General features: G+C 56.7%; 18 protein-coding genes. 6 read left to right on the top strand and 12 right to left on the bottom strand.

What is annotated here, in order from left to right:
• Positions 1-43: 43 nt before the first annotated feature.
• Complete coding sequence (gene rsfS, locus BUA39_RS06185) at positions 44-397, top strand: ribosome silencing factor (RefSeq protein WP_072792004.1); 354 nt, start codon at positions 44-46, stop codon at positions 395-397.
• Positions 398-446: 49 nt separating this feature from the next.
• Complete coding sequence (gene rlmH, locus BUA39_RS06180) at positions 447-917, top strand: 23S rRNA (pseudouridine(1915)-N(3))-methyltransferase RlmH (RefSeq protein ID WP_072792685.1); 471 nt, start codon at positions 447-449, stop codon at positions 915-917.
• Here rlmH and BUA39_RS06175 read toward each other — a convergent pair.
• Positions 905-1273: a hypothetical protein gene (locus tag BUA39_RS06175; RefSeq protein WP_072792002.1), complete on the bottom strand. Its 369-nt coding sequence runs from the start codon at positions 1271-1273 to the stop codon at positions 905-907. The two genes, rlmH and BUA39_RS06175, sit on opposite strands and share 13 nt — an antisense overlap.
• A 9-nt stretch (positions 1274-1282) precedes the next feature.
• Positions 1283-1981, bottom strand: a complete 699-nt coding sequence (locus tag BUA39_RS06170; protein WP_072792001.1) for a DUF599 domain-containing protein — start codon at positions 1979-1981, stop codon at positions 1283-1285.
• Positions 1982-2156: 175 nt separating this feature from the next.
• On the opposite strand from BUA39_RS06170, the gene BUA39_RS06165 reads away from it, so the two are divergent.
• From BUA39_RS06165 to BUA39_RS06155, 3 genes are all read left to right on the top strand, one after another.
• A complete protein-coding gene (locus BUA39_RS06165; RefSeq protein ID WP_165610487.1) occupies positions 2157-2879 on the top strand; it encodes a trypsin-like serine peptidase in 723 nt (240 codons plus the stop codon).
• Positions 2876-3700 carry a trypsin-like serine peptidase gene (locus BUA39_RS06160; protein WP_072791998.1) on the top strand — a complete coding sequence of 275 codons (825 nt, stop codon included), beginning with the start codon at positions 2876-2878 and terminating at the stop codon, positions 3698-3700. The genes BUA39_RS06165 and BUA39_RS06160 overlap by 4 nt, the downstream gene beginning before the upstream one ends.
• Positions 3701-3834: 134 nt before the next feature.
• Positions 3835-4305: an Hsp20 family protein gene (locus BUA39_RS06155; protein WP_072791996.1), complete on the top strand. Its 471-nt coding sequence runs from the start codon at positions 3835-3837 to the stop codon at positions 4303-4305.
• 58 nt (positions 4306-4363) lie between these two features.
• On the opposite strand, the gene BUA39_RS06150 is transcribed toward BUA39_RS06155, so the two are convergent.
• The 4 genes from BUA39_RS06150 to BUA39_RS06135 form a co-directional block, all read right to left on the bottom strand.
• Complete coding sequence (locus tag BUA39_RS06150) at positions 4364-5605, bottom strand: Hsp70 family protein (RefSeq protein ID WP_072791994.1); 1242 nt, start codon at positions 5603-5605, stop codon at positions 4364-4366.
• A gap of 119 nt (positions 5606-5724) precedes the next feature.
• On the bottom strand, positions 5725-7908 hold the full coding sequence (locus tag BUA39_RS06145; protein WP_072791992.1) for an esterase-like activity of phytase family protein: 2184 nt from the start codon (positions 7906-7908) through the stop codon (positions 5725-5727).
• A 96-nt stretch (positions 7909-8004) separates the two neighbouring features.
• Positions 8005-8994 carry a P1 family peptidase gene (locus tag BUA39_RS06140; protein ID WP_072792684.1) on the bottom strand — a complete coding sequence of 330 codons (990 nt, stop codon included), beginning with the start codon at positions 8992-8994 and terminating at the stop codon, positions 8005-8007.
• A 98-nt stretch (positions 8995-9092) separates the two neighbouring features.
• On the bottom strand, positions 9093-9869 hold the full coding sequence (locus BUA39_RS06135) for an ion transporter (protein WP_072792682.1): 777 nt from the start codon (positions 9867-9869) through the stop codon (positions 9093-9095).
• A gap of 172 nt (positions 9870-10041) precedes the next feature.
• Here BUA39_RS06135 and BUA39_RS06130 point away from each other — a divergent pair, with 172 nt between their 5' ends.
• Positions 10042-10677: a DUF1523 family protein gene (locus BUA39_RS06130; protein WP_072791991.1), complete on the top strand. Its 636-nt coding sequence runs from the start codon at positions 10042-10044 to the stop codon at positions 10675-10677.
• Positions 10678-10753: 76 nt separating this feature from the next.
• Here BUA39_RS06130 and BUA39_RS06125 read toward each other — a convergent pair whose 3' ends face one another.
• From BUA39_RS06125 to xsc, 6 genes are all read right to left on the bottom strand, one after another.
• Positions 10754-11629 carry a dimethyl sulfoxide reductase anchor subunit family protein gene (locus BUA39_RS06125; protein ID WP_072791989.1) on the bottom strand — a complete coding sequence of 292 codons (876 nt, stop codon included), beginning with the start codon at positions 11627-11629 and terminating at the stop codon, positions 10754-10756.
• Positions 11629-12408 carry a 4Fe-4S dicluster domain-containing protein gene (locus BUA39_RS06120; RefSeq protein ID WP_072791988.1) on the bottom strand — a complete coding sequence of 260 codons (780 nt, stop codon included), beginning with the start codon at positions 12406-12408 and terminating at the stop codon, positions 11629-11631. The genes BUA39_RS06125 and BUA39_RS06120 overlap by 1 nt, the downstream gene beginning before the upstream one ends.
• A 75-nt stretch (positions 12409-12483) precedes the next feature.
• Positions 12484-15300 carry a molybdopterin oxidoreductase family protein gene (locus BUA39_RS06115; RefSeq protein ID WP_072791986.1) on the bottom strand — a complete coding sequence of 939 codons (2817 nt, stop codon included), beginning with the start codon at positions 15298-15300 and terminating at the stop codon, positions 12484-12486.
• Positions 15301-15325: 25 nt separating this feature from the next.
• The gene (locus BUA39_RS06110; protein WP_072791985.1) at positions 15326-16357 is read right to left on the bottom strand and encodes a YeiH family protein; all 1032 of its coding nucleotides are present in this window, start codon (positions 16355-16357) and stop codon (positions 15326-15328) included.
• Positions 16358-16573: 216 nt separating this feature from the next.
• A complete protein-coding gene (gene pta, locus BUA39_RS06105) occupies positions 16574-17578 on the bottom strand; it encodes a phosphate acetyltransferase (RefSeq protein ID WP_072791983.1) in 1005 nt (334 codons plus the stop codon).
• A gap of 22 nt (positions 17579-17600) precedes the next feature.
• Positions 17601-19370: a sulfoacetaldehyde acetyltransferase gene (gene xsc / locus BUA39_RS06100; protein WP_072791981.1), complete on the bottom strand. Its 1770-nt coding sequence runs from the start codon at positions 19368-19370 to the stop codon at positions 17601-17603.
• Between the last annotated feature and the right edge of the window lie 158 nt (positions 19371-19528).

Genomic DNA, 19528 nt, shown 5'->3' with positions numbered 1-19528 from the left:
GTCTTTGAACGTAGACGTGGCTAGTGCCACAAAAGGTGACCAGATGCCAGACGCGGCAATCGCCGGTAAAGGCAACGAGCTGTTGGAGCTCATTCTTAACTCTCTTGAAAAAGACAAAGCCGAAGACATCGTGCACATTGACTTGCGCGGGCGCTCTTCGATTGGCGATTTCATGGTGGTTTGTTCTGGTCGCAGCTCCCGCCAAGTGGCGGCAATGTCCGAAAAACTGGTTGAACGCATCAAAGCTGAAACCGGTCGCACCAGCAAGATCGAAGGTAAGGATACCGGCGATTGGGTGCTGATCGATACAGGTGATGTGATCGTGCATATCTTCCGCCCGGAAGTGCGCGAGTTTTACCAGCTTGAAAAGATGTGGGTGCAAGGCGGCAACGCCTGACATGTGACGAGGGGCCGAAAGCTTCGGCCCCGAAGGAGCCAGCATGGCAATGCGCGTGCACATCTGCGCGGTGGGCCGACTGCGGTCAGGCCCAGAGCGAGATTTACTTGACGACTACCTTTCGCGTTTTGACAAAACCGGTCGGGCCTTGGGGCTTGGGCCGGTCACTGTGCATGAGGTCGAAGACCGCAAAGGTGGCGGCATGGCAGCAGAAGCCAAGTTGCTAGAGGGTGTACTGCCCAAGGGTGCAATGATCTGCAGCATGGATGAACGCGGTAAGGTGATGTCCTCGCCCGATTTTTCGCAGGCGCTGGCAGTGCGCCGTGACAGCGGGGTCAGCGACCTTGCGTTTATTATTGGTGGGGCGGACGGCATCGACCCGAGCCTGCGCGGACAGGCCGATTTCTCAATCAGTTTTGGCAAGATGGTCTGGCCGCATATGCTGGTTCGGGTGATGCTGTCAGAGCAGCTTTATCGCGCGGCGTCGATATTATCCGGTTCGCCCTATCATCGTGCGTAAGTTGGGTCCGACAGGTCCAACGTGACTGTATTTTCGTCCCAACCATCCGCAGAATCCCGGGCTTGGATCAACACGGCTGTGATGTCATCGGGGATGGAAACATTGCCAAGTGACCGCGTGAAAGGTTGTTCATTCACATGCGGGTGCAGCAACTCGCGCGTCCCTAAAACCTCTCCGTCCAGCGTGGTAACGCGCCAGCCGTCGGCATAGTGATCCCAACCGGTGTCTGGGTGGCTTAGCGTGACGCTGAACCGCCAAACCTGTCCAACATGCGTGGCCTCTACCGCTTCGATCGTCGCGGGGTCGGCCTGCGCAAAGGATGCGAGGCAAATTAGACTGATCGACAAACAACGCATGGATATCTCCTACCGGGGTTCGCGCAGCAGCGATCTGCGCGAATGGCTGGCGAATTCGCGGCGAAAAATGATGAAATTCGTCAGAATTACCGCAAGGATAAGTGCGACGCCCCCCGCCAGCCATGCGGCGGCGGCCAGGCCGAAATAGATCGACCGCAGGCCGCGATTATAGCCCCGAGCCGCAGAAATACCAATTTCAGCCGCCTTATCAGCACGCGGGACACAATGAGGATCAGTTGGATCGACGGGCACAGCGGACATGATAACGGCAGCATAACCAAACAGCCTGTGAGACCAGACAAATTTCAGGAATGAATTGGTCACAAAGAAGAGCATCAGAACCAGTTTGATCTCCCACACAATCGTGGGCGCACGCACCAGAGTCAGGTCCGATGCAATCCCCGTCAACTTTTCTGCGTTGCCGATCAGGGCCAGACCGCCGCCGATGGCGATCATCGTGGCCGAGGCAAAAAATGCGGTGCCTTGTCTGAGATTGCCGAGGATTTGCGCGTCATAAATACGCGGGTCCCTGTCGATGAATTGGCGCATCCACTCCCGGCGATAGAACGCCATGAGGCTCGACACGCTTTTCCGGCTTTCTGGCGGGTTTTCAATGATCCAACCCATGGCCAGCCAGCTGAAGAACAGCAGCGCGACGGCGCAGAAATCAACGGTGCTAAAAAGCGAGAGGCGGTCTATCCATTGCATGCGGCACCATAGGCATGGCGCACTGGAATTGTCATTCGGAAAAACCGCCGCCGTCACATGCCAATTGGGCAAATTCGAGGCACATATCAACGGTCGTCCCGCAAATCGCCTCAGTCTGGTCGCATCTTCTTCATTGAAGCAGTCCACCTTTGGGGCAAATCAATCAGGGGGCTTCATGCTGCGCACCGTCTTTTCTCTATTTATGTGCCTTTTGACTGCAGGTATTGCGGGCGCTCAGGCGCAAGAGCAGACGCTTATGTCGGGTGTCGGTCGGCTGGACATGGCGCGCGCGGGATTTTGCACAGCTACTGTGGTGTCTCCAGGCGTGGTTCTAACGGCTGCCCATTGCCTCTTTGACAAGCAGACTGGCAAACGGTTCGCCACAACTGACTTAACATTTCGTAAAGGATTGGGAACTGGCGACGCTGCGGGTGCAACTGGTGTTCGTGCTGTTTTCATGCACCCAGATTACGCGTTTGCGCGTCAGGGAGAGTTGACAAACCTGCGCTATGACATCGCCCTTTTGAAACTCGACGCGGCGGCGACATCTCAAACTGTCAGCGCCCGGCACTTCGCAGCCCCTAAACTGCAGAGCGGAAATGCGATGGTGGTTTCTTATGGCAAGGGCCGTGCAGATAGTCCTGAAATTGAAAAGGGCTGCGCACTGACGCAACACGCCGAAGGCGTGATCCTCACCACGTGCCACGCGCGGTTGGGCACCAGCGGTGCCCCGGTCTATCAGATGCATAACGGGCAGCCCAAGATCGTGTCGATCGTTTCGGCAATGGCGCGGGCAGATGGCACGCCCGTGGCCTTGGTTATCCCCGTCGCTGACGCTGTTGCGGATATGCATCGCGCGCTGACGCGCGGCGTCACACAGGCCACCTTTCAGCGATGATTTTTCTGCGGCATATCCTTTGCGCCTGCCTTCTGACGCTTATCGCACAGGGCGCCTGGGCCGGGTCGCGGCTAGAGACCATGGACAGTCGCGGCGATATGCTCGGCTGGGAAGCGGTCGGGCGCATTGATCTTGCTGGGCGCGGCTTCTGTACGGGAGTGTTGATCGCGCCTGATCAAGTGCTGACGGCGGCGCATTGCATGTATGACAAAACGACCCAAGCACCACTTTTGGCGCAGGATATCGTCTTTCGCAGCGGCTATCTGAAGGGGGAAGCCTTGAGCGAACGGCGCGGCGTGAAAGTTGTTGTGGCAGAGGGCTATGTACCCGGCGGGAACGTCACGCATATCGAAAATGTTCGGAAAGATGTGGCCATCCTCAAGCTGGACTCGCCGATATTCTCATCCGAAGCAGACCCCTTCCGCATAGCCGAAACTGGTGGACCGGGAACGGTTCAGGTGATGTCCTACGGGCAAGACCGCTCCGAAGCGATGAGTTGGCAGCGAAGCTGTGCCTTGGAACAGGAAGTCAATGACCTGAAACTGTTTGATTGTGACATTACCTTTGGCTCATCAGGCGCGCCGGTGTTTGTGAAAAACGGTGGCCGTGTCAGGATTTTGTCGCTGGTGTCGGGCACGGCACAGCTGGCCGGCGGGCGCCGCATTGGGGTCGGAATGGCACTGGGGCCCGTGGTTGCCGAGTTGCGTGCGCGTCTGCGCTATGGTGATGCCCCAGCGCGGCAGGTGTCTGGGGGCGCCAAACGGATCAAGATCGGCGGCGGCGGCTCGGCCAGCGGTGCAAAATTTTTGCGCCCGAACTGACTTTCAAACCTCTTGAAACAGAATTTTTGTGTCCCATCTTTGGGTTATCAGACGCCGCTTTTGGGTCTGAAACACTGACGCCTGTCCCATGTGGGAAGGCAAACATAGTTGTCGCTCAAGATGGAGGATAACCCATGCGCACTTATGATTTTGCACCGCTTTACCGTGCATCCGTTGGCTTTGATCAGATCGCAGACATGATGGATCGTGTCCTGTCTGACAATGTCACCAGCTCTAGCTACCCACCCTACAATATCGAAAAAACTGCCGAAGATGCCTATCGTATCTCGATCGCGGTGGCAGGTTTTTCCGCCGATGATCTTGGCATCGAAGTCAAGGAACACGCGCTGATCGTGACCGCGCGCAAGCCAGACGCCAAGGACGAAAAATCCTATCTGCATCGCGGCATTGCGACTCGCGCTTTTGAACGCCGCTTCCAATTGGCAGACCACGTGCGCGTGACCGGTGCAAGCCACGAAGATGGCATGCTGCACATCGACCTTGTGCGTGAAGTGCCCGAGGCGTTGAAGCCGCGCCGCATTGAAATCGCGCGCAGCGGCAAAGCGATTGAAGCGGACGTTGTGGATGCGAAATCCGTGAACTAAACGGACGTATCGTTTGATCTTTGGGCCTTCGCAAATGCGGGGGCCTTTTTATTTGGCGTCATTTCCGCGCGGCGAGGGCGAGGCCTTTGACAACGGCTGTGAACACCTCTGAATAAATATGCTCAGAGGTTGGACACGTGTCTTTCATCGCGTCTGATACAAAACCCATCAAGCTAGAGCCGCCAACATAGATCACCTGGTCGATCTGCGCTGGTGTTTTGCCCGCAAGCGCAAGTGTTTCCAGCGCGCCTGTTTTCAAATGCTCTGCCTGACTGGACAAAATCGCGTTCATATCGATGGCTGAAAGCATGGCAGCCAGGCCGCTTTCAACGATGCCCAAGTTAATCACGCCATTGCTGTCCTCAGAGTTCGCCGCAACCTTACCCGCTTCGACAGCAAAGGCGATGTCATGGCCGGTTTCGTCTGTCAGGACGGTTTGCAAACGGGCAAGGCGTTTTGGGGCCAATGAAAGCGCAGCCATCTCTGCAACCTTGCGACGGGTTTGGGTGGTGTAAAGGAACGGGATCTTTTCCCAAGTTGCCAAATCGTGGAAAATATTGACAGGCATTGGTGTTGTGCCCGGTCCAAATTCGCGACGGAGTTCGGTGTCTTTGCCCAGCAGAGGCATGACCTTGGCAATGCTGATCAGGTGGTCAAAGTCGGTGCCGCCGATACGCACCCCATGGTTTGCCAAAACCTCGTGTTGCCCATCCGCGCCATGGCGAAAAACCGTGAAATCCGAGGTGCCGCCGCCGATGTCCACAATTAGCCCAAGGCCGGGCTTCGCACCACTAGCCAGCGCGGCCGCCTGCGGTTCGGGCAGAAACGACACGCTCTTAAAACCAGCGGCCTCATAACATCGTCGCAGATCATCCTCGGCCTGCTGCTCGCGCGGATCGCCGGTGCCATGAAACACAACCGGACGACCAGAAATGGCATGGTCAAATGTTTGGCCGGTGGTGGCTTCTGCTTGGTCCTTCAAGCGTTTCAGAAAATCGCCGATGATATCGACAAAGGTCAGTCGTTGGTTTAGCAGCTGTCGCTTTTCATGCATTAAAGCCGTGCCCAGCACACGTTTCAGTGCGCGCATATAGCGGCCTTCATCCCCGTTCAAAAGCGCGCGGTCTGCTGCGTGGCCGATCAGCGTTTTACGGCTTTCAAAGTCGAAAAAGAAACTGGTCGGCAGCGTGTTTGACCCCGGCGCCATTTCCACAAAATGGACGGTACCATCCTGCACAAAGGCCGCGGCAGAGTTGGATGTGCCAAAGTCGATGCCAAGGGTGTGCGACGATGCTGACATAATGCGCTCCGGGGGTCAGAAAGACGCGCTTGCTATGGAATTGCGATGCATGCGTCAAGCGACAATAGAAAACGCGCGGGGCTTCCACCCCGCGCGCGCTATTTCTTTGAAAGAACCTCTTAGGAGTTCTGGTCAGAGATCTTGCCGATGGAGAAGAACATGGTCTCGCCAGAGTGGTCGTCAACACCGTCGTTGTCGGTGGACACGAACGCTGTGCCGTCCTCCATGATTGCGAGGCCTTCGACCTTGTCCAGAACGTAACCACCGGTGGAGGTTAGGTCTGGCAGCAGGTCGCGCACCAGCTCTTTGGACACCACTGGCAGCTCACCGCCCAATGCCGCAGGAACCATCTCTGCCGCAGGGATGCGGTAGATTTTCTTGGTCACCGCGCGGTAATCGTGCTGGTTGTCACGCTCCACAACATAGACGTAGTCACCGTGTGCTACGATTTCTGAAAGGCCAACCCAACCGGTTGCAGGCTCTGCTTTTGGATAAAGAACCGCGCCCCATTCTTTGGTTTCAAGGTTGTAGGCCACCAGTTTCACGTGGTTCGCCGGATCGTCTTTCCACTCACGTTGAACGGCCATCCACAGGGTGTCGCCAACCTTGGTGATGCCCTCAAAGCCAAAGCGCTTTTCGACCGCTGCCAGCTCTGCCGGGATGCCGATCTCGCCCTTCAGGTTCTTGATCTTACCTTCCGCAGACACGTGATAGATCGCATGTGGGATCAGACGCTCTGTGCGGCCTTCGGATGCGACATAGAAGCCACCTTTGCCATCCAGAGTGATGCCTTCGAGGTCCAGTTTCTGCGCTGGGCCAGAGGTGCGCTCGATGCGGATCACATCGGTGATGGTCGCAGGTGTTGTTTTGGTGTCGATCTTGAAGATGGACGGTTGGAAGCCGTAGAAGCTGTCGTTCACGGCCCAAACGATACCGTCTTTGTCAGCCACCATGCCAGAGATCGCGCCCCAGCCGGTCAGTTCATCCATGCCCGCAGATGTCAAGTGTGGGTAAGCAGCCGGTGCATCCTGCTGTTCAAACAGCATGACGTGTGCACGTGCGCCACCATCTTCGATCAGGTCTTTTTCGTTCGCAGACACCAGCAGGTTACGCTCTGGGATGGTCACGTAGCCTTCTGGGCCAACACCGGATGGCAACAGCTGTTTCAGAACAGGGGCGGCAGGGTCGGTGACATCATAGACGCCCACAACAGAGGCGCGCTCAGCACCAACAAATACATAAGGCGTACCGTTGAATTCGCCGAAGGTCACGGACTCAGGCTCTACACCTTTCGCGTCAGAGCGTTTGTCTGGGTAGTGGCCGATTTGAACGATGGCGTGTTCGAATTCAACACCGCTTTCGTAAACAACAGTGCCGTTCTTGTTGAAGATCGTCCAACCGCGAGAGCCGCCGTTGTAATCGCCTTCGTTGGCCGTTGCGAAGTGATTGTCGTCGATCCAAGTCACGGCGTCAGGTTCGCGCAGACGACCTTCTTGGGACTCGGTAAAGATCAGCGCGCCGCGTTCGTCGGTTGCGTCGATGTTATGCAGATCAACGGCACCCGCAGAGAAGTGGTTCACAACTTCACCCGCTGCAGAGACCACAACCAGATGGTTGTTTTCTTGCAGAGTGATGACGGTTTCGCCGAGGTTGTTGATCGAAACATATTCTGGCTCTGGGTCGGAACCTGCGATGTCTGCCAGACCTGTCAGGTCCACCATTTTTAGCGAAGAACAGTCCAGACCGCCTTCCGTCGTGTTCACCAGAACCAAATTGCCAGCTGGCAGCTGAGGGATGATGCCGTCGTTCAGGTCTTCATCGCGCTCGTTTTCAATCGCAACGGCGATGAACTTGCCGTCTTTTGATGCGGCGATGGAGTCAGGCTGACCGCCGAGATCACAAGATGCAACGGTTTCACCGGATGCCACGTCGATGGCTGCGAGGTGACCAGATGGCGCTGTGTAGGATTCAGATGTGTTGACACCTGCGTAGGCCGTCGTACCGATGATCGCAACAGATGTTGGCTCTCCATCTAGGGCGATGTTGCCCAGAGGCTTTGGATTCGCAGGGTTGGTGATGTCCACACGACCAAGCGCGCCCAGTGGGCTGTCGGTGTAGACCAGCGTCATGCCGTCAGCTGTGACGTCGATGATTTCCGCAGAGGTTTCACGGGAGGTGTCCTCGCCCGCCGCCATGTTCAGCGGGGTTGCGAAAGACGCGATACGGTTGAAGTTCATTTCGGCATTTGCCAGACCGGCGGTCAGGGCAAAGGCCGACGTCAGGCAAAGAAGACGCGCAGACATCCTAGGCTCCTTATTGAATAGGTGCTGGGGACGTGACGGCTCTGCGTTACGCGGATGTGACGATTAAGTTTCGGTTTTGTGACAGTTCACCCTGCGTCAGGGTTTTCTGTGGATATCTGAGAAAGCCGGAACCAGATCGCTTTTGTCGGGCCGTGCCAAATAGACGCCGCGGGCAATGGCGCGCGCAAGGCAAGTCGCTGCGGCGTGACCAATCATCAGCGTGTCAGCGACGGGATCGGTCAAAGGTTTTGCATTGGTCGCTGCCGCAAAGACAAGATCGCCGTCCATGGGCGTGTGGCTGGGCACCAAGGCGCGGGCCATGCCGTCATGGGCAGCGGTGGCCATTCGTGTGCATTGTGCTTGCGTCAGGTCTGCATCGGTCGCGACGATCGCAATGGTGGTGTTATGCGCGCTGAGTTTGGTTTTGGGCCAGTTTTTTGAGACGTCGTTGGCGATGCCGAAGCCACCAAACTCATCCCCCATTTCCCATGGTGATGCCCAGAAATGCCGCGTACCGGGCACAACCGCATCGCCAAGCGCATTCACCGCCACCAAGGCCCCGACAGTATGCCCACTGGGTGTGACAACAGAGGCCGAGCCCAACCCGCCTTTGAAACTTGCGGTGGTGGCCCCGGTGCCCGCACCGACAGTGCCAAGGTCGAAGTCCTCCGCTGCGTACAACACCGCATCCCGCCCCAATGCGCGATAGGGGTTTTCGCCCCAAGATTTGTCACCACCATTGATCAGGTCAAATAGGATCGCTGCCGGGACAATCGGCACATATTGATCGGCCACGCGAAAACCGCGCCCCTGCGCACGCAGCGCATCCACGACGCCCGACGCCGCATCCAACCCAAAAGCCGACCCACCCGAGAGCACCAGCGCATCCACCTGCTGCACGGTCTTGTCGGGCGCCAGCAGGTCCGTCTCTCGCGTCCCCGGTGCGCCGCCCATGACATGAACGCCAGCGGTGAAAGGTTGATCTGCGGTCAAAACCGTCGCGCCCGATTTCAGCGCGTCATCCTGCGCATTTCCGACCTTAAGGCCGGCAACATCCGTGATCAGGTTTTTGGGACCGGTTTGCATTTTGCTCATGGTCTAAGCCTAGAGGATCAGGCGCAGGCTTCAAGCGTCCATGGGCGACAAAACTTGTCGGCAGCAATACGTCCGAAGTGTCGAAATGGCTAGCGATTGGCGCGATCAAGCTTTGCTTCGATGGCCTCTAGGCGGGTCAGAACCTCGTCGCGGTAGGTGTCTGTTTTTGCGACGTCTTCCTCGTGGTGGGCATCCTGCATAGAGTTCACAATCAGGCCTACCAGCAAGTTCACAACAGCGAATGTTGTGACCATGATGAATGGCACAAAAAAGGCCCATGCCAGCGGGTAGATTTCCATCACAGGGCGCACGATGCCCATGGACCAGCTTTCCAAGGTCATCACTTGGAACAGGCTATAGGCCGAGAGGCCAAGGTTCCCGAACCATTCAGGGAAGGCGCCGCCGAACAGTTTTGTGGCCATAACCGATCCAATGTAAAAAATGATCGCCATCAGTAGGAAAACAGATCCCATGCCGGGGAGGGCTGTGATGAACCCCTCGACCACGCGCCGCAGACGGGGAGCGATCGAAATGATCCGCAAAACGCGCAGAATACGCAAGGCCCGCAGTACGCTGAAACCCGAGGAGCCGGGGATAAGGGAGACACCGACAATAAAGAGGTCAAACACCGCCCATGGGTTGGTAAAGAACCGCAGCCGACGCGCGTAGAGTTTCAGCGCAATTTCAAACACGAAAATCGCAAGGCAGGCCGTATCAAGGAAATGGATCAAGCCACCCGCAAAGGACATCACGGCAGGAGAGGTTTCCAGCCCGAGCAAAATGGCGTTGAAAATAATGATGCCAAAGATGGCGTTGCGGAACGCCGGGCTTTCCACAAAATCATTGATGCGATTGCGCTCGACCATGCGGGCGTCTGCCATATTGATTGCTCCTAAACTGTCCTGAAGCCGCGTTTCAGCGGATATGGCGTCTTAGTCAGCCTGTGACAAGACTGATAAATCGACGCAATGATGCGCACAGAGTTGAGAAGCGCCCCGTGATCGCCTATGTCGAAAGGAACATCGATTGGGGGCCGTGATGGCGTATATCAAATGGATTTTCAGAGGGTTGCTCTTGCTGCTGACCTTCGCGTTTTTTCACTACACTTTGGCGCAGCATGACGTGGTGCGCATTGTAAATACCTATGAGGAACGTCAGGAACTCAACGATTGGACGCGCATGTTTTGGTCCAAGCCGGACGCGCAATCGACCAACCTAAGCAATCGTGACGTGCAGTTTATTCAAGCGGTGCGCCCCAATGGCGACGCGATTGTGTATCGAAACGAGGATACTGGCTGGAGCTGGCCGCCGTATTTCAAGTTCGACACCGCGAACCTCTATACCGAGGCAAATGACGCAATTTCCACCAAGGACGCGCCAGAGTGGGTCGCGATCCGGCACTATGGGTGGCGCAACGAGTTCTTGTCGATTTTCCCAAACGCAGTGGCCATCAAACCGGTTGATGGCCCGGATGCCACATTTATTCCGTGGAAGAACATCATCATCTTGACGGTGTTGTTTGCGCTTTTCTGGGCCATTCGCGTGCGTTGGATACGCTTTCGCGAAGCCCGCATTGATCCTGTGTTAGAGGGCGTTGGCGATGGTATCGCAGACGCCGGGGATCGCGCAGCGCGGCGGGGCCGCAGGTGGTTTGGTTTGGGACGCAAAAGCTGAGTCAAAGACCCTTTGCAAACAAGCAAAAAGCCCCGCCAAAGTGACGGGGCTTTTTGATTTTCAGAACGCTTTGTGACTATCGCATGCCGTAGTAGATGCCGACGGTGTGTTCGGCCTCTGCAAAGAACAGCCAGCGCGAGGTCGCAACGCCTGCGATGTGGCTGAGGACTGCGATGAGCGCGATAAAGTGGTTCGCCCCAAAGAGCGCAAGCAAGACAACCGGTACAGCCGCCATCAAGGTCAGAGAGATCACGCGCAGTTTCTGCACATGTTTGCGACCTACGGTATAGATGAACTCGCGCATCAGGTAGTTGGGTGAGGTATGTGGGTGCGCGAGTGAACGCACCTCACCACGATCGCCCAGACCTGTTGCCGTGCCCAAGTTGGTGCCACGATCTGCAAAGGCTGTGTCGCCCTTTTTCCACCAGATCACCTGAACAAAGGATGCGGCCACCAGCAGAACAAGCGCAATCGTGACTTTTCCAGTCAGCAGTGCACCACCCGCAATGGCGAATGTCAGATAAAGCAGAGAGGTCAGTGGTGTGTTCCATCGCGGGATCGTTGCCAATTGCGCGTAGATCATTGAGGTGGTGTAAACCGTGCCAAGGCTGAGGATCGCGCCGATCCAACCGAGGATCGAAAGTGCTTCGCCAAGGAAGATCAGGCCCGCCGCATAAAGGCCCATCACGGTCAGTGCCAGCACGGCGCAGACACCTTCACGTGACAGCCAGCTTGTGCGCCATTGGGTAAAGGCTTTCATCGCGCGCTCAGGATGGCCGAGGTGGAAGGTGGATGACAATAGCCCGCCCACAGCCAAGGCGAAGGCCACGAAATAATAGCCGAAAGCGCCCCAGCCAGTGGATGGCGTGCTGTCTATGCCAAGCCACGCCAGCATGCCAAACCCGGCGCCGGACAGCGTGGTGAAGACAATAACGGATGCTGCTGGATGCATTATTCTGCTCCTTCTGTCTGTTTGACATCGCCCGGTAGACGAGACAGTTGCTTATCAAGCCAACCCATGAAGCCTTGCGTTTCTTCGGCCACTGGTTCCAGGAACGGCGCAAGCACGCTTTCATCGTCCCAGCTGTCTTTCAGGCGGGGTGGCAGGTATTTATTGACGGGCGCGGTATTGAGTTCGGGCATCAGGTCCATACCGCCGCGCTCTGCGGTCAGCTTGGAGACGTTGCTTTCTGGGTCCGCGAAGTCACCAAAGTGGCGCGCGCCAGCTGGACAGGTCCGCACGCAGGCAGGAACCCGATCCACTTCTGGCAGGTTTTCGTTATAGATCCGGTCCACACAAAGCGTACATTTCTTCATCACACCCTCGGCCTGATCAAGCTCGCGCGCGCCGTATGGGCAGGCCCAAGCGCACAGCCCGCAGCCAATGCAGGAGCTTTCGTTCACCAGAACAATGCCGTCTTCCTTGCGCTTATAGCTTGCGCCGGTTGGGCAGACGGTCACACAAGGCGCGTTTTCACAGTGCAGGCAAGACTTTGGGAAGTGCACGGTCTGCGCCGCGCCGCCCTCTGGTTTGACCTCATAGCTGTGCACGCGATTGAGGAAGGTGCCCATCGGTTCTTCGCCGTAAGGGCGTTGATCCGAAAGCGGCGCGCCGTAGTTTTCAGTGTTCCAGCCTTTGCAGGAGATCACACAGGCGTGGCAGCCCACGCAGGTGTCCAGATCGATGACAAGGCCGAGTTTTTTCTCGGTGCTGGTTGGGAGGTCAGTCATTGTTGGCGAACTCCATGTGTAGGACAGGCGCTGTGCAGGTGAGTATTTGGGCAACGAAGAAGATGGAATTGGTCATCATTTGCCCACCTTCCATTCCAGATGATCTGGGCCTTGGCCGACCGGAGACTTGATCTCTGGGAAGGCTGGCTGAGACTGCTCACCTGCTGGGGCGTCAGCCTTTTCGATTTTCACGCGCAAATCAAACCATGCTGCCTGACCGGTGATTGGGTCAGAGTTGGCAACGCGCAAACCGTCGCCTTTGGCAGGCAATAGTTCGTGGATCAGATGGTTCAGCAAGAAGCCCTGCTTGGCTTCTGGCGCGTCTTTGTCCAGCGCCCAAGCGCCTTTGCGTTTGCCAATCGCGTTCCAGGTCCAAACCGTGTTGTCGTTCAGCGCTTCCTGTAGGGCGACAGGTACGGTTATGGTGCCGTGGGTCGAGGTGACCTTGGCCCAATCGCCTTCTTTGAAGCCGTATTTTTCCCAAAGCTTGGTCGGCAGATACAGCGGGTTGGTGCCGTGCAACTGGCGCAGCCAAGCGTTCTGGGTACCCCAAGAGTGGTACATCGCCATTGGACGCTGGGTCAGGGCGTGGATTGGGTATTCATCCAGATCAACCGCGGTGTCCTCAAAGGGCTCATACCAAAAGGGCAGCGGGTCCATCACATATTTCACGCGCTCACGCAGGTTTTCTGGAGGCTGGCGGTCGCCATGGCCTTCGGCGGCGCGTTGGAACTTGCGCATAGGCTCGGAATACAGCTGGAACAGATAAGGCGACGGCGCATCGTAGATGCCCATGCCCACGGCCCAATCTTGGTAGGCGCTGTTCCAGGGCTTGTAGTAATCAGCCCCCTCAGGGATATGCTCCACAAAGAAGCCGCCGTTTTCGATGTAGCGATCCAGCTGATCTGGGTTCACTTCGCCACGGCCAACCTTATCTCCGTCTTTGCCACGGAAGCCCGCCAATGGGCCAATGCCCGGCTTGCGCTCGTGGTTGACGATGTAATCGGCGTAGTCTTTCCATTTGGCGGAGCCGTCTTCATTCACAAAACCCTGCATGCCCAGACGGTTTGCAAGATGGATCAGCGTGGATTGGAAGCCGCGTACATCGCGATCAGGTTCAATGACGGGCCAGCGAATGGCGTCTGCCGCTGCGTCTGCTTCACAGATCGGACGATCCAAGAGTGAGATGCAGTCGTGGCGTTCCAGATAGGTGGTATCTGGCAGGATCAGGTCAGCGTAGGCGACCATCTCAGAGCTATAGGCATCGGAGTAGATCAGATACGGGATCACATAGTCGCCGTTCTCATCCTTGTCAGTCAGCATCTCGATCACGCCGCGGGTATTCATCGAAGAGTTCCACGACATGTTCGCCATATACATGAAGAGCGTGTCGATCTTGTAGGGATCGCCCGCATGCGCGTTAGAGATCACCATATGCATCAGACCGTGGCTCGACATTGGGTTTTCCCAAGTGAAGGCTTTATCGATGCGGATCGGAGAACCGTCTTCTTTCAGCATCAGGTCCTCTGGACCACGGGTAAAGCCCAGATGCGGACCATCCAATGGCGCGCTTTTGGAGACTTTGCCGTGTGGCTTTGGATGCTGTTCAATCGGCTTTGGATAAGGCGGCTTAAAGCGGAAGCCACCCGGCACTTCAACAGTGCCAAGAACGATCTGCAACACATGTAGTGCGCGGCATGTCTGGAAACCGTTGGAGTGGGCAGAGATGCCACGCATTGCGTGCATCGCCACCGGGCGACCAATCATCTTATCGTGTTTGTCGCCGCGGAAGTCGGTCCACGCGTGATCCAGCGTAAAGCTTTCTTCAAAGGCCACACGCGCCAGTTCTGCCGCAATGGTTTTGATCTTCTTAGCAGAGACTCCGGTCTTCTCAGCCACGTTCTCTGGCGCGTATTGCGGGTCGAGATATTTCTCGGCCATCTTCGCCATAACCGTGGTGTAGGTCTTGCCGTCTGCTTTGTAGGTCGCGCCAAGGTTTGGACGCGCGCCTTTTTGATCAAACGGCACCAGATCACCGGTAACGCTGTCGACAACCATGACTTTGTCATCTGCATTGCGCAGCAGCAGCCCGGTTTCGGGATCGATCAGGCCCGGCGCATTGGTGAACTGCGCAAGATACTCCAGATCGATTTTGCCGGCTTTCATCAGCTCATGCACCAGCGAAAGAATAAAGAGGCCATCGGTGCCCGGCGTGATGCCAACCCATTCGTCTGCGACAGCGTTATAGCCAGAGCGCACAGGGTTCACGCCAATGACTTTGCCGCCGCGGCCTTTGATTTTGCCGATACCCATTTTGATGGGGTTACTGTCGTGGTCTTCGGCAACACCGAAGATCATAAAGAGTTTCGCGCGATCCCAATCCGGCTGACCGAACTCCCAGAAGGCGCCGCCCATGGTGTAAATTCCGCCAGCCGCCATGTTTACAGAGCAGAAGCCGCCGTGTGCTGCAAAGTTCGGTGTCCCGAAGTTCTGCGCCCAGAAGCCGGTGAAAGATTGGGACTGGTCACGACCGGTGAAAAACGCCAGTTTCTCAGGCGCGTTGTCACGCAGCGGCTTCAGGCGCGCGACGGCCATATCCAGCGCCTCCTCCCAACTGATTTCTTCGAATTCACCAGAGCCGCGTGGCCCCACACGCTTCATCGGTGCTTTCAGCCGTGATGGCGCGTTGACCTGCATGATGCCAGCAGAGCCTTTCGCGCAAAGAACACCCTGGTTCACTGGGTGGTCCCGGTTGCCCTCGATGTAAGCAACCTTGCCGTCTTTCATATGAACATTGATGCCGCAACGACACGCGCACATGTAACAGGTGGTTTTGCGTATCTCGTCAGAGACCTTCGGAGATGTATCGATTTTAGGTTGCTGGAATGTCATCGGGCTTCCCTGTTTTATTTTGGCGTCACGTCAGCAGCTTGATCCCCGCAAGAATGAAGGCTGCAATAAAGACGGTTTCGAGGACGATCAGCGCGATGGCTGCGCCACCGACGGAGAGGATTTGCTTAAGGTTGGTTTTCATTCCGACGGCGGCGATCGCAATCAGCAGAAGCCAGCGCGAGGCTTGGCTAAGAAAATCCGCGACAAAGGCCGGGATCAGGTGGAATGAATTCAATGCGGCGAGCGCTAGGAAACCGACCACAAACATAGGCAGAACCGGCGGTCGTTTGCCGTCCTCTGGTAGTTCGGCGAAATGGCGGATGAGGAGCGACGCCACAAGGACAACCGGTGCCAAAGTCGCGACACGGATCAGTTTCACAAGTGTGGCGGTGTCGCCGGTGTATTCAGAGATTGAAAACCCTGCGCCAACCACCTGTGCCACGTCGTGAATTGTCCCGCCGAGGAAGACCCCGCCCTGCAATTCCGTCAGTTCGAGCCAATTCACGAGCACCGGATAGGCAATCATGGCAATTGTCGAGAGAACAGTTACGCCAAGCACCGTGAAGATCAGGCGCTCTTCTGAACGTTCGTCTTTTGGAAGGATTGCAATAATGGCCATTGCGGCGGAGGCGCCACAGATCGCAACTGAGCCTGCGGTCAGAAACGAAAAGCGCCATTTGTGACCGAACACGCGCCCAAAGGCGATACCAAAGCCTATAGTCGCGATGACACCAGCGACGACCAGAAGGATCAATTCAAGGCCTAGGCTGGCCATCAGGTCCATTGAAATGCGCACGCCAAGTAGTGCCACCCCGAGGCGCAGCAAGGTACGGGCGGAGAATCCGATACCTGCGACGGCTTTTCCATCTTCCGACAGAAAACTTACTGCGATCCCAAGAAGCAGGGCCAGCAACATCGCTGGAGTCGCGTAGTGTTCCGACAGAAACTTCGCAGCGACGGCCACCATGACAGACACCATGACGCCCGGAAATAGGGCGTGTGCCTTCGCTTTGACCCGGTTCAGAATATTGGGTGAGGTGGCGAGGGAAGCAGTCATAGGCGAAGTACCGTCATTGGAGATGCTGCGCCGAAATCGGGTCGCACGGTTAGGCAAGAAGGGAACAAACCAAAGTGTGCGCAAAGCGCATTGCCCATAGGCGCGGGGCGCTGGGTGGATTTCCCTGATGTCATGGCCATTTGGGATTTTTTTCCTCTCCGTGCTCTTGATGAGGAGAAAATACCAAAACGGCAAGGGCAAACGGATTGATCAACATTATTTCAGCGCCTGCAAAGCAGTCACGGCGATCATTTGGGTGACATCTTGGGCGGTGCAGCCGCGCGACAGGTCATTGGCGGGTTTGGCAAGCCCCTGCATCACCGGGCCGATGGCCATATAGCCGCCAAGGCGCTGGGTGATTTTGTAACCGATGTTGCCCGCGTCCAAGTTCGGGAAGATCATCACATTGGCATGGCCCGCAACGTCAGAGCCGGGGGCCTTGCGCGCGCCCACCGCTGGCACAAAGGCCGCGTCGAATTGGAACTCGCCATCAGCTTCGATCTCGGGTGCTGCGTCTTTGAAAATGGCCAGGCCCTCAGAGACTTTGCTCACGGCGTCATGGCGTGCGCTGCCCTTGGTCGAAAAGCTGAGGAAAGCGATTTTGGGATCTGTTTCCAACAGCGCCTGACAGGATTTGGCGGAGGCCTTGGCGATTTCAGCAAGTTCTTTGGCGCTTGGATCAATCACCAGCCCGCAGTCGGAATAAAGCATCGCGCGCGCGCCTGTGGTCGCCGTTTCGGGCGGGTACATCAGGAAAAAGCTGGAAACCATTGCGGCGTCTTTGGCCATGCCAATGACTTGGATCGCGCTGCGCACGATCTCTCCAGTGGTGAGCACAGCGCCGCCAACGGTGCCTGTCGCATGACCAAGACGGACAAGCATGGCGGCATAGACAACCGGTGTCTGAACAGCCGACAGCGCCTTGGCTTCGTCGACGCCTTTGTGTTTGCGTAGGCTGTGATACTCAGCTGCAAAATCGGATGTGAGGGGCGAGGTCAGCGGGTCATGGACCTGAACACCTGCGCTTTCAGACGCACCCTGGTTTGCCAGTTCGGTGCGGACAGCGTCAGCGTCGCCTACAAGAATAACGTCGGCCAGATCGGCCTGATGGGCGGCAAGCGCCCCCGCGACGATGCGGGGATCACTGCCTTCACATAGGGAAATAACAGGTCGGTTGGACGGAGCCTTTGATTTCAGCAGCTCCTGAGGGAGAAGAGTCATTCGGGTCCGTCCTTTTGACCAATTATTGCGCGCGCATGTCTTCGCGGTTGATGCCAGCCACTTGGACAGGCTTCTTCATGGCGTCGCGACGGAATGGTTCACCCAGTTCTTGGTTCAGCAGAACCTCGATGAAGGTGGTTTCTTTGTCTTCCATCTGACGCTTGACCGCTTTGGCCAGCTCGTCGGTCAACTGATCCATGGATGTGACGGCAACGCCGTGCACGCCACATGCTTTGGCGATGCCTGCGTAGGACACTTCTTTGGACAGCTCTGTGCCCACGAAGTTGTCGTCAAACCACAGCGTGGTGTTCCGCTTTTCCGCACCCCACTGGTAGTTGCGGAAGATCACCATGGTGATTGGTGGCCAGTCGTCACGGTTCACAGAGACCATCTCGTTCATGGAGATGCCGAATGCGCCGTCGCCAGCAAAGCCAACAACCGGTGTATCTGGGCAGCCCACTTTCGCGCCGCAGATCGCTGGGAAGCCATAGCCACATGGGCCGAACAGGCCAGGTGCAAGGTATTTGCGGCCGTCTTCAAAAGAAGGGTACGCGTTACCGATTGCGCAGTTGTTGCCGATGTCAGAAGAGATGATCGCATCTTTTGGCAGCGCTGCTTGGATCGCACGCCATGCCATACGTGGGGACATCTTTTCTGGCTCGCGACCGCGTGCACGCTCGTTCCAGGTGGTGCCCGGATCGTCGTCCTCGTGATCCATAGAGGTCAGCTGTTGCGCCCATGTGGATTTTGCATCTGCGATGGTGTTTTTACGTGCGTCGCGACCTTCGTCACCTGCGGTGCCAGACAGCTGTGCAAGGATGCCCTGCGCCACTTTCTTTGCGTCGCCAACGATACCAACAGAGACTGGCTTGGTCAGGCCGATACGATCAGGGTTGATGTCGACCTGAATGATCTTCGCGTCACGTGGCCAATAATCGATGCCATAGCCCGGCAGCGTGGAGAATGGGTTCAGACGTGTACCAAGCGCCAGAACAACATCCGCTTTCGAGATGAGTTCCATACCGGCTTTCGAACCGTTGTAGCCCAGTGGGCCAGCAAACAGCGGGTGAGAGCCTGGGAAGGCGTCGTTGTGCTGGTAGCCAACGCAGACAGGTGCTGTCAGACGCTCTGCCAACTCTGCAGAGTCGCCGATTGCGTCCGCCAGAACAACGCCTGCGCCGTTCAGGATCACTGGGAATTTCGCGTTGGACAGCAGTTCAGCGGCTTTCTTAACCGCTTCTTCGCCACCTTGTGGGCGTTCGAATTCAACAACCGCTGGCAGTTCGATGTCGATCACTTGAGTCCAGAAGTCACGTGGCACGTTGATTTGCGCAGGCGCAGAAGCGCGCTTCGCTTGCATGATCACGCGGTTCAGAACCTCTGCGATACGGGACGCGTCGCGCACTTCTTCTTGGTAGGCAACCATATCTTCCAGCAGAGCCATTTGTTCTACTTCTTGGAAGCCACCTTGGCCGATGGTTTTGTTGGCCGCCTGTGGGGTCACGATCAGCAGTGGTGTGTGGTTCCAGTAAGCTGTTTTGATCGGTGTGACCAAAGAGGTGATACCGGGGCCGTTTTGCGCAACCATCATGGACATCTTGCCAGTCGCACGGGTGTAACCGTCTGCCATCATGCCTGCGTTGCACTCGTGCGCGCAGTCAAAGAACTTGATGCCAGCCGCCGGGAAAAGGTCGGAAATCGGCATCATTGCGGAACCGATAATGCCGAAAGCATTGTCGATACCGTGCATCTGAAGCACTTTTACAAAGGCTTCTTCGGTTGTCATTTTCATGGGTTCGTCTCCTGAGAACGAGAGTGGAGCGAGCAGTGCTCGGACTCGGTTAGATTAGGGTCTTGGGCATAGGGCCAGTAGTCCCAATAACTCTTGCGGAATATATCCAGTTGAGGCGCATCGAGGGTGTCCTGGCATCATGTGGTTTTTGCGTATTG

This window comes from Cognatishimia maritima, assembly GCF_900129685.1.
GTDB classification, from domain to species: Bacteria; Pseudomonadota; Alphaproteobacteria; order Rhodobacterales; family Rhodobacteraceae; genus Cognatishimia; species Cognatishimia maritima.
The sequence above is the reverse complement of the archived record's forward strand: the minus strand, read 5'-3'. Positions and strand labels throughout refer to the sequence as shown.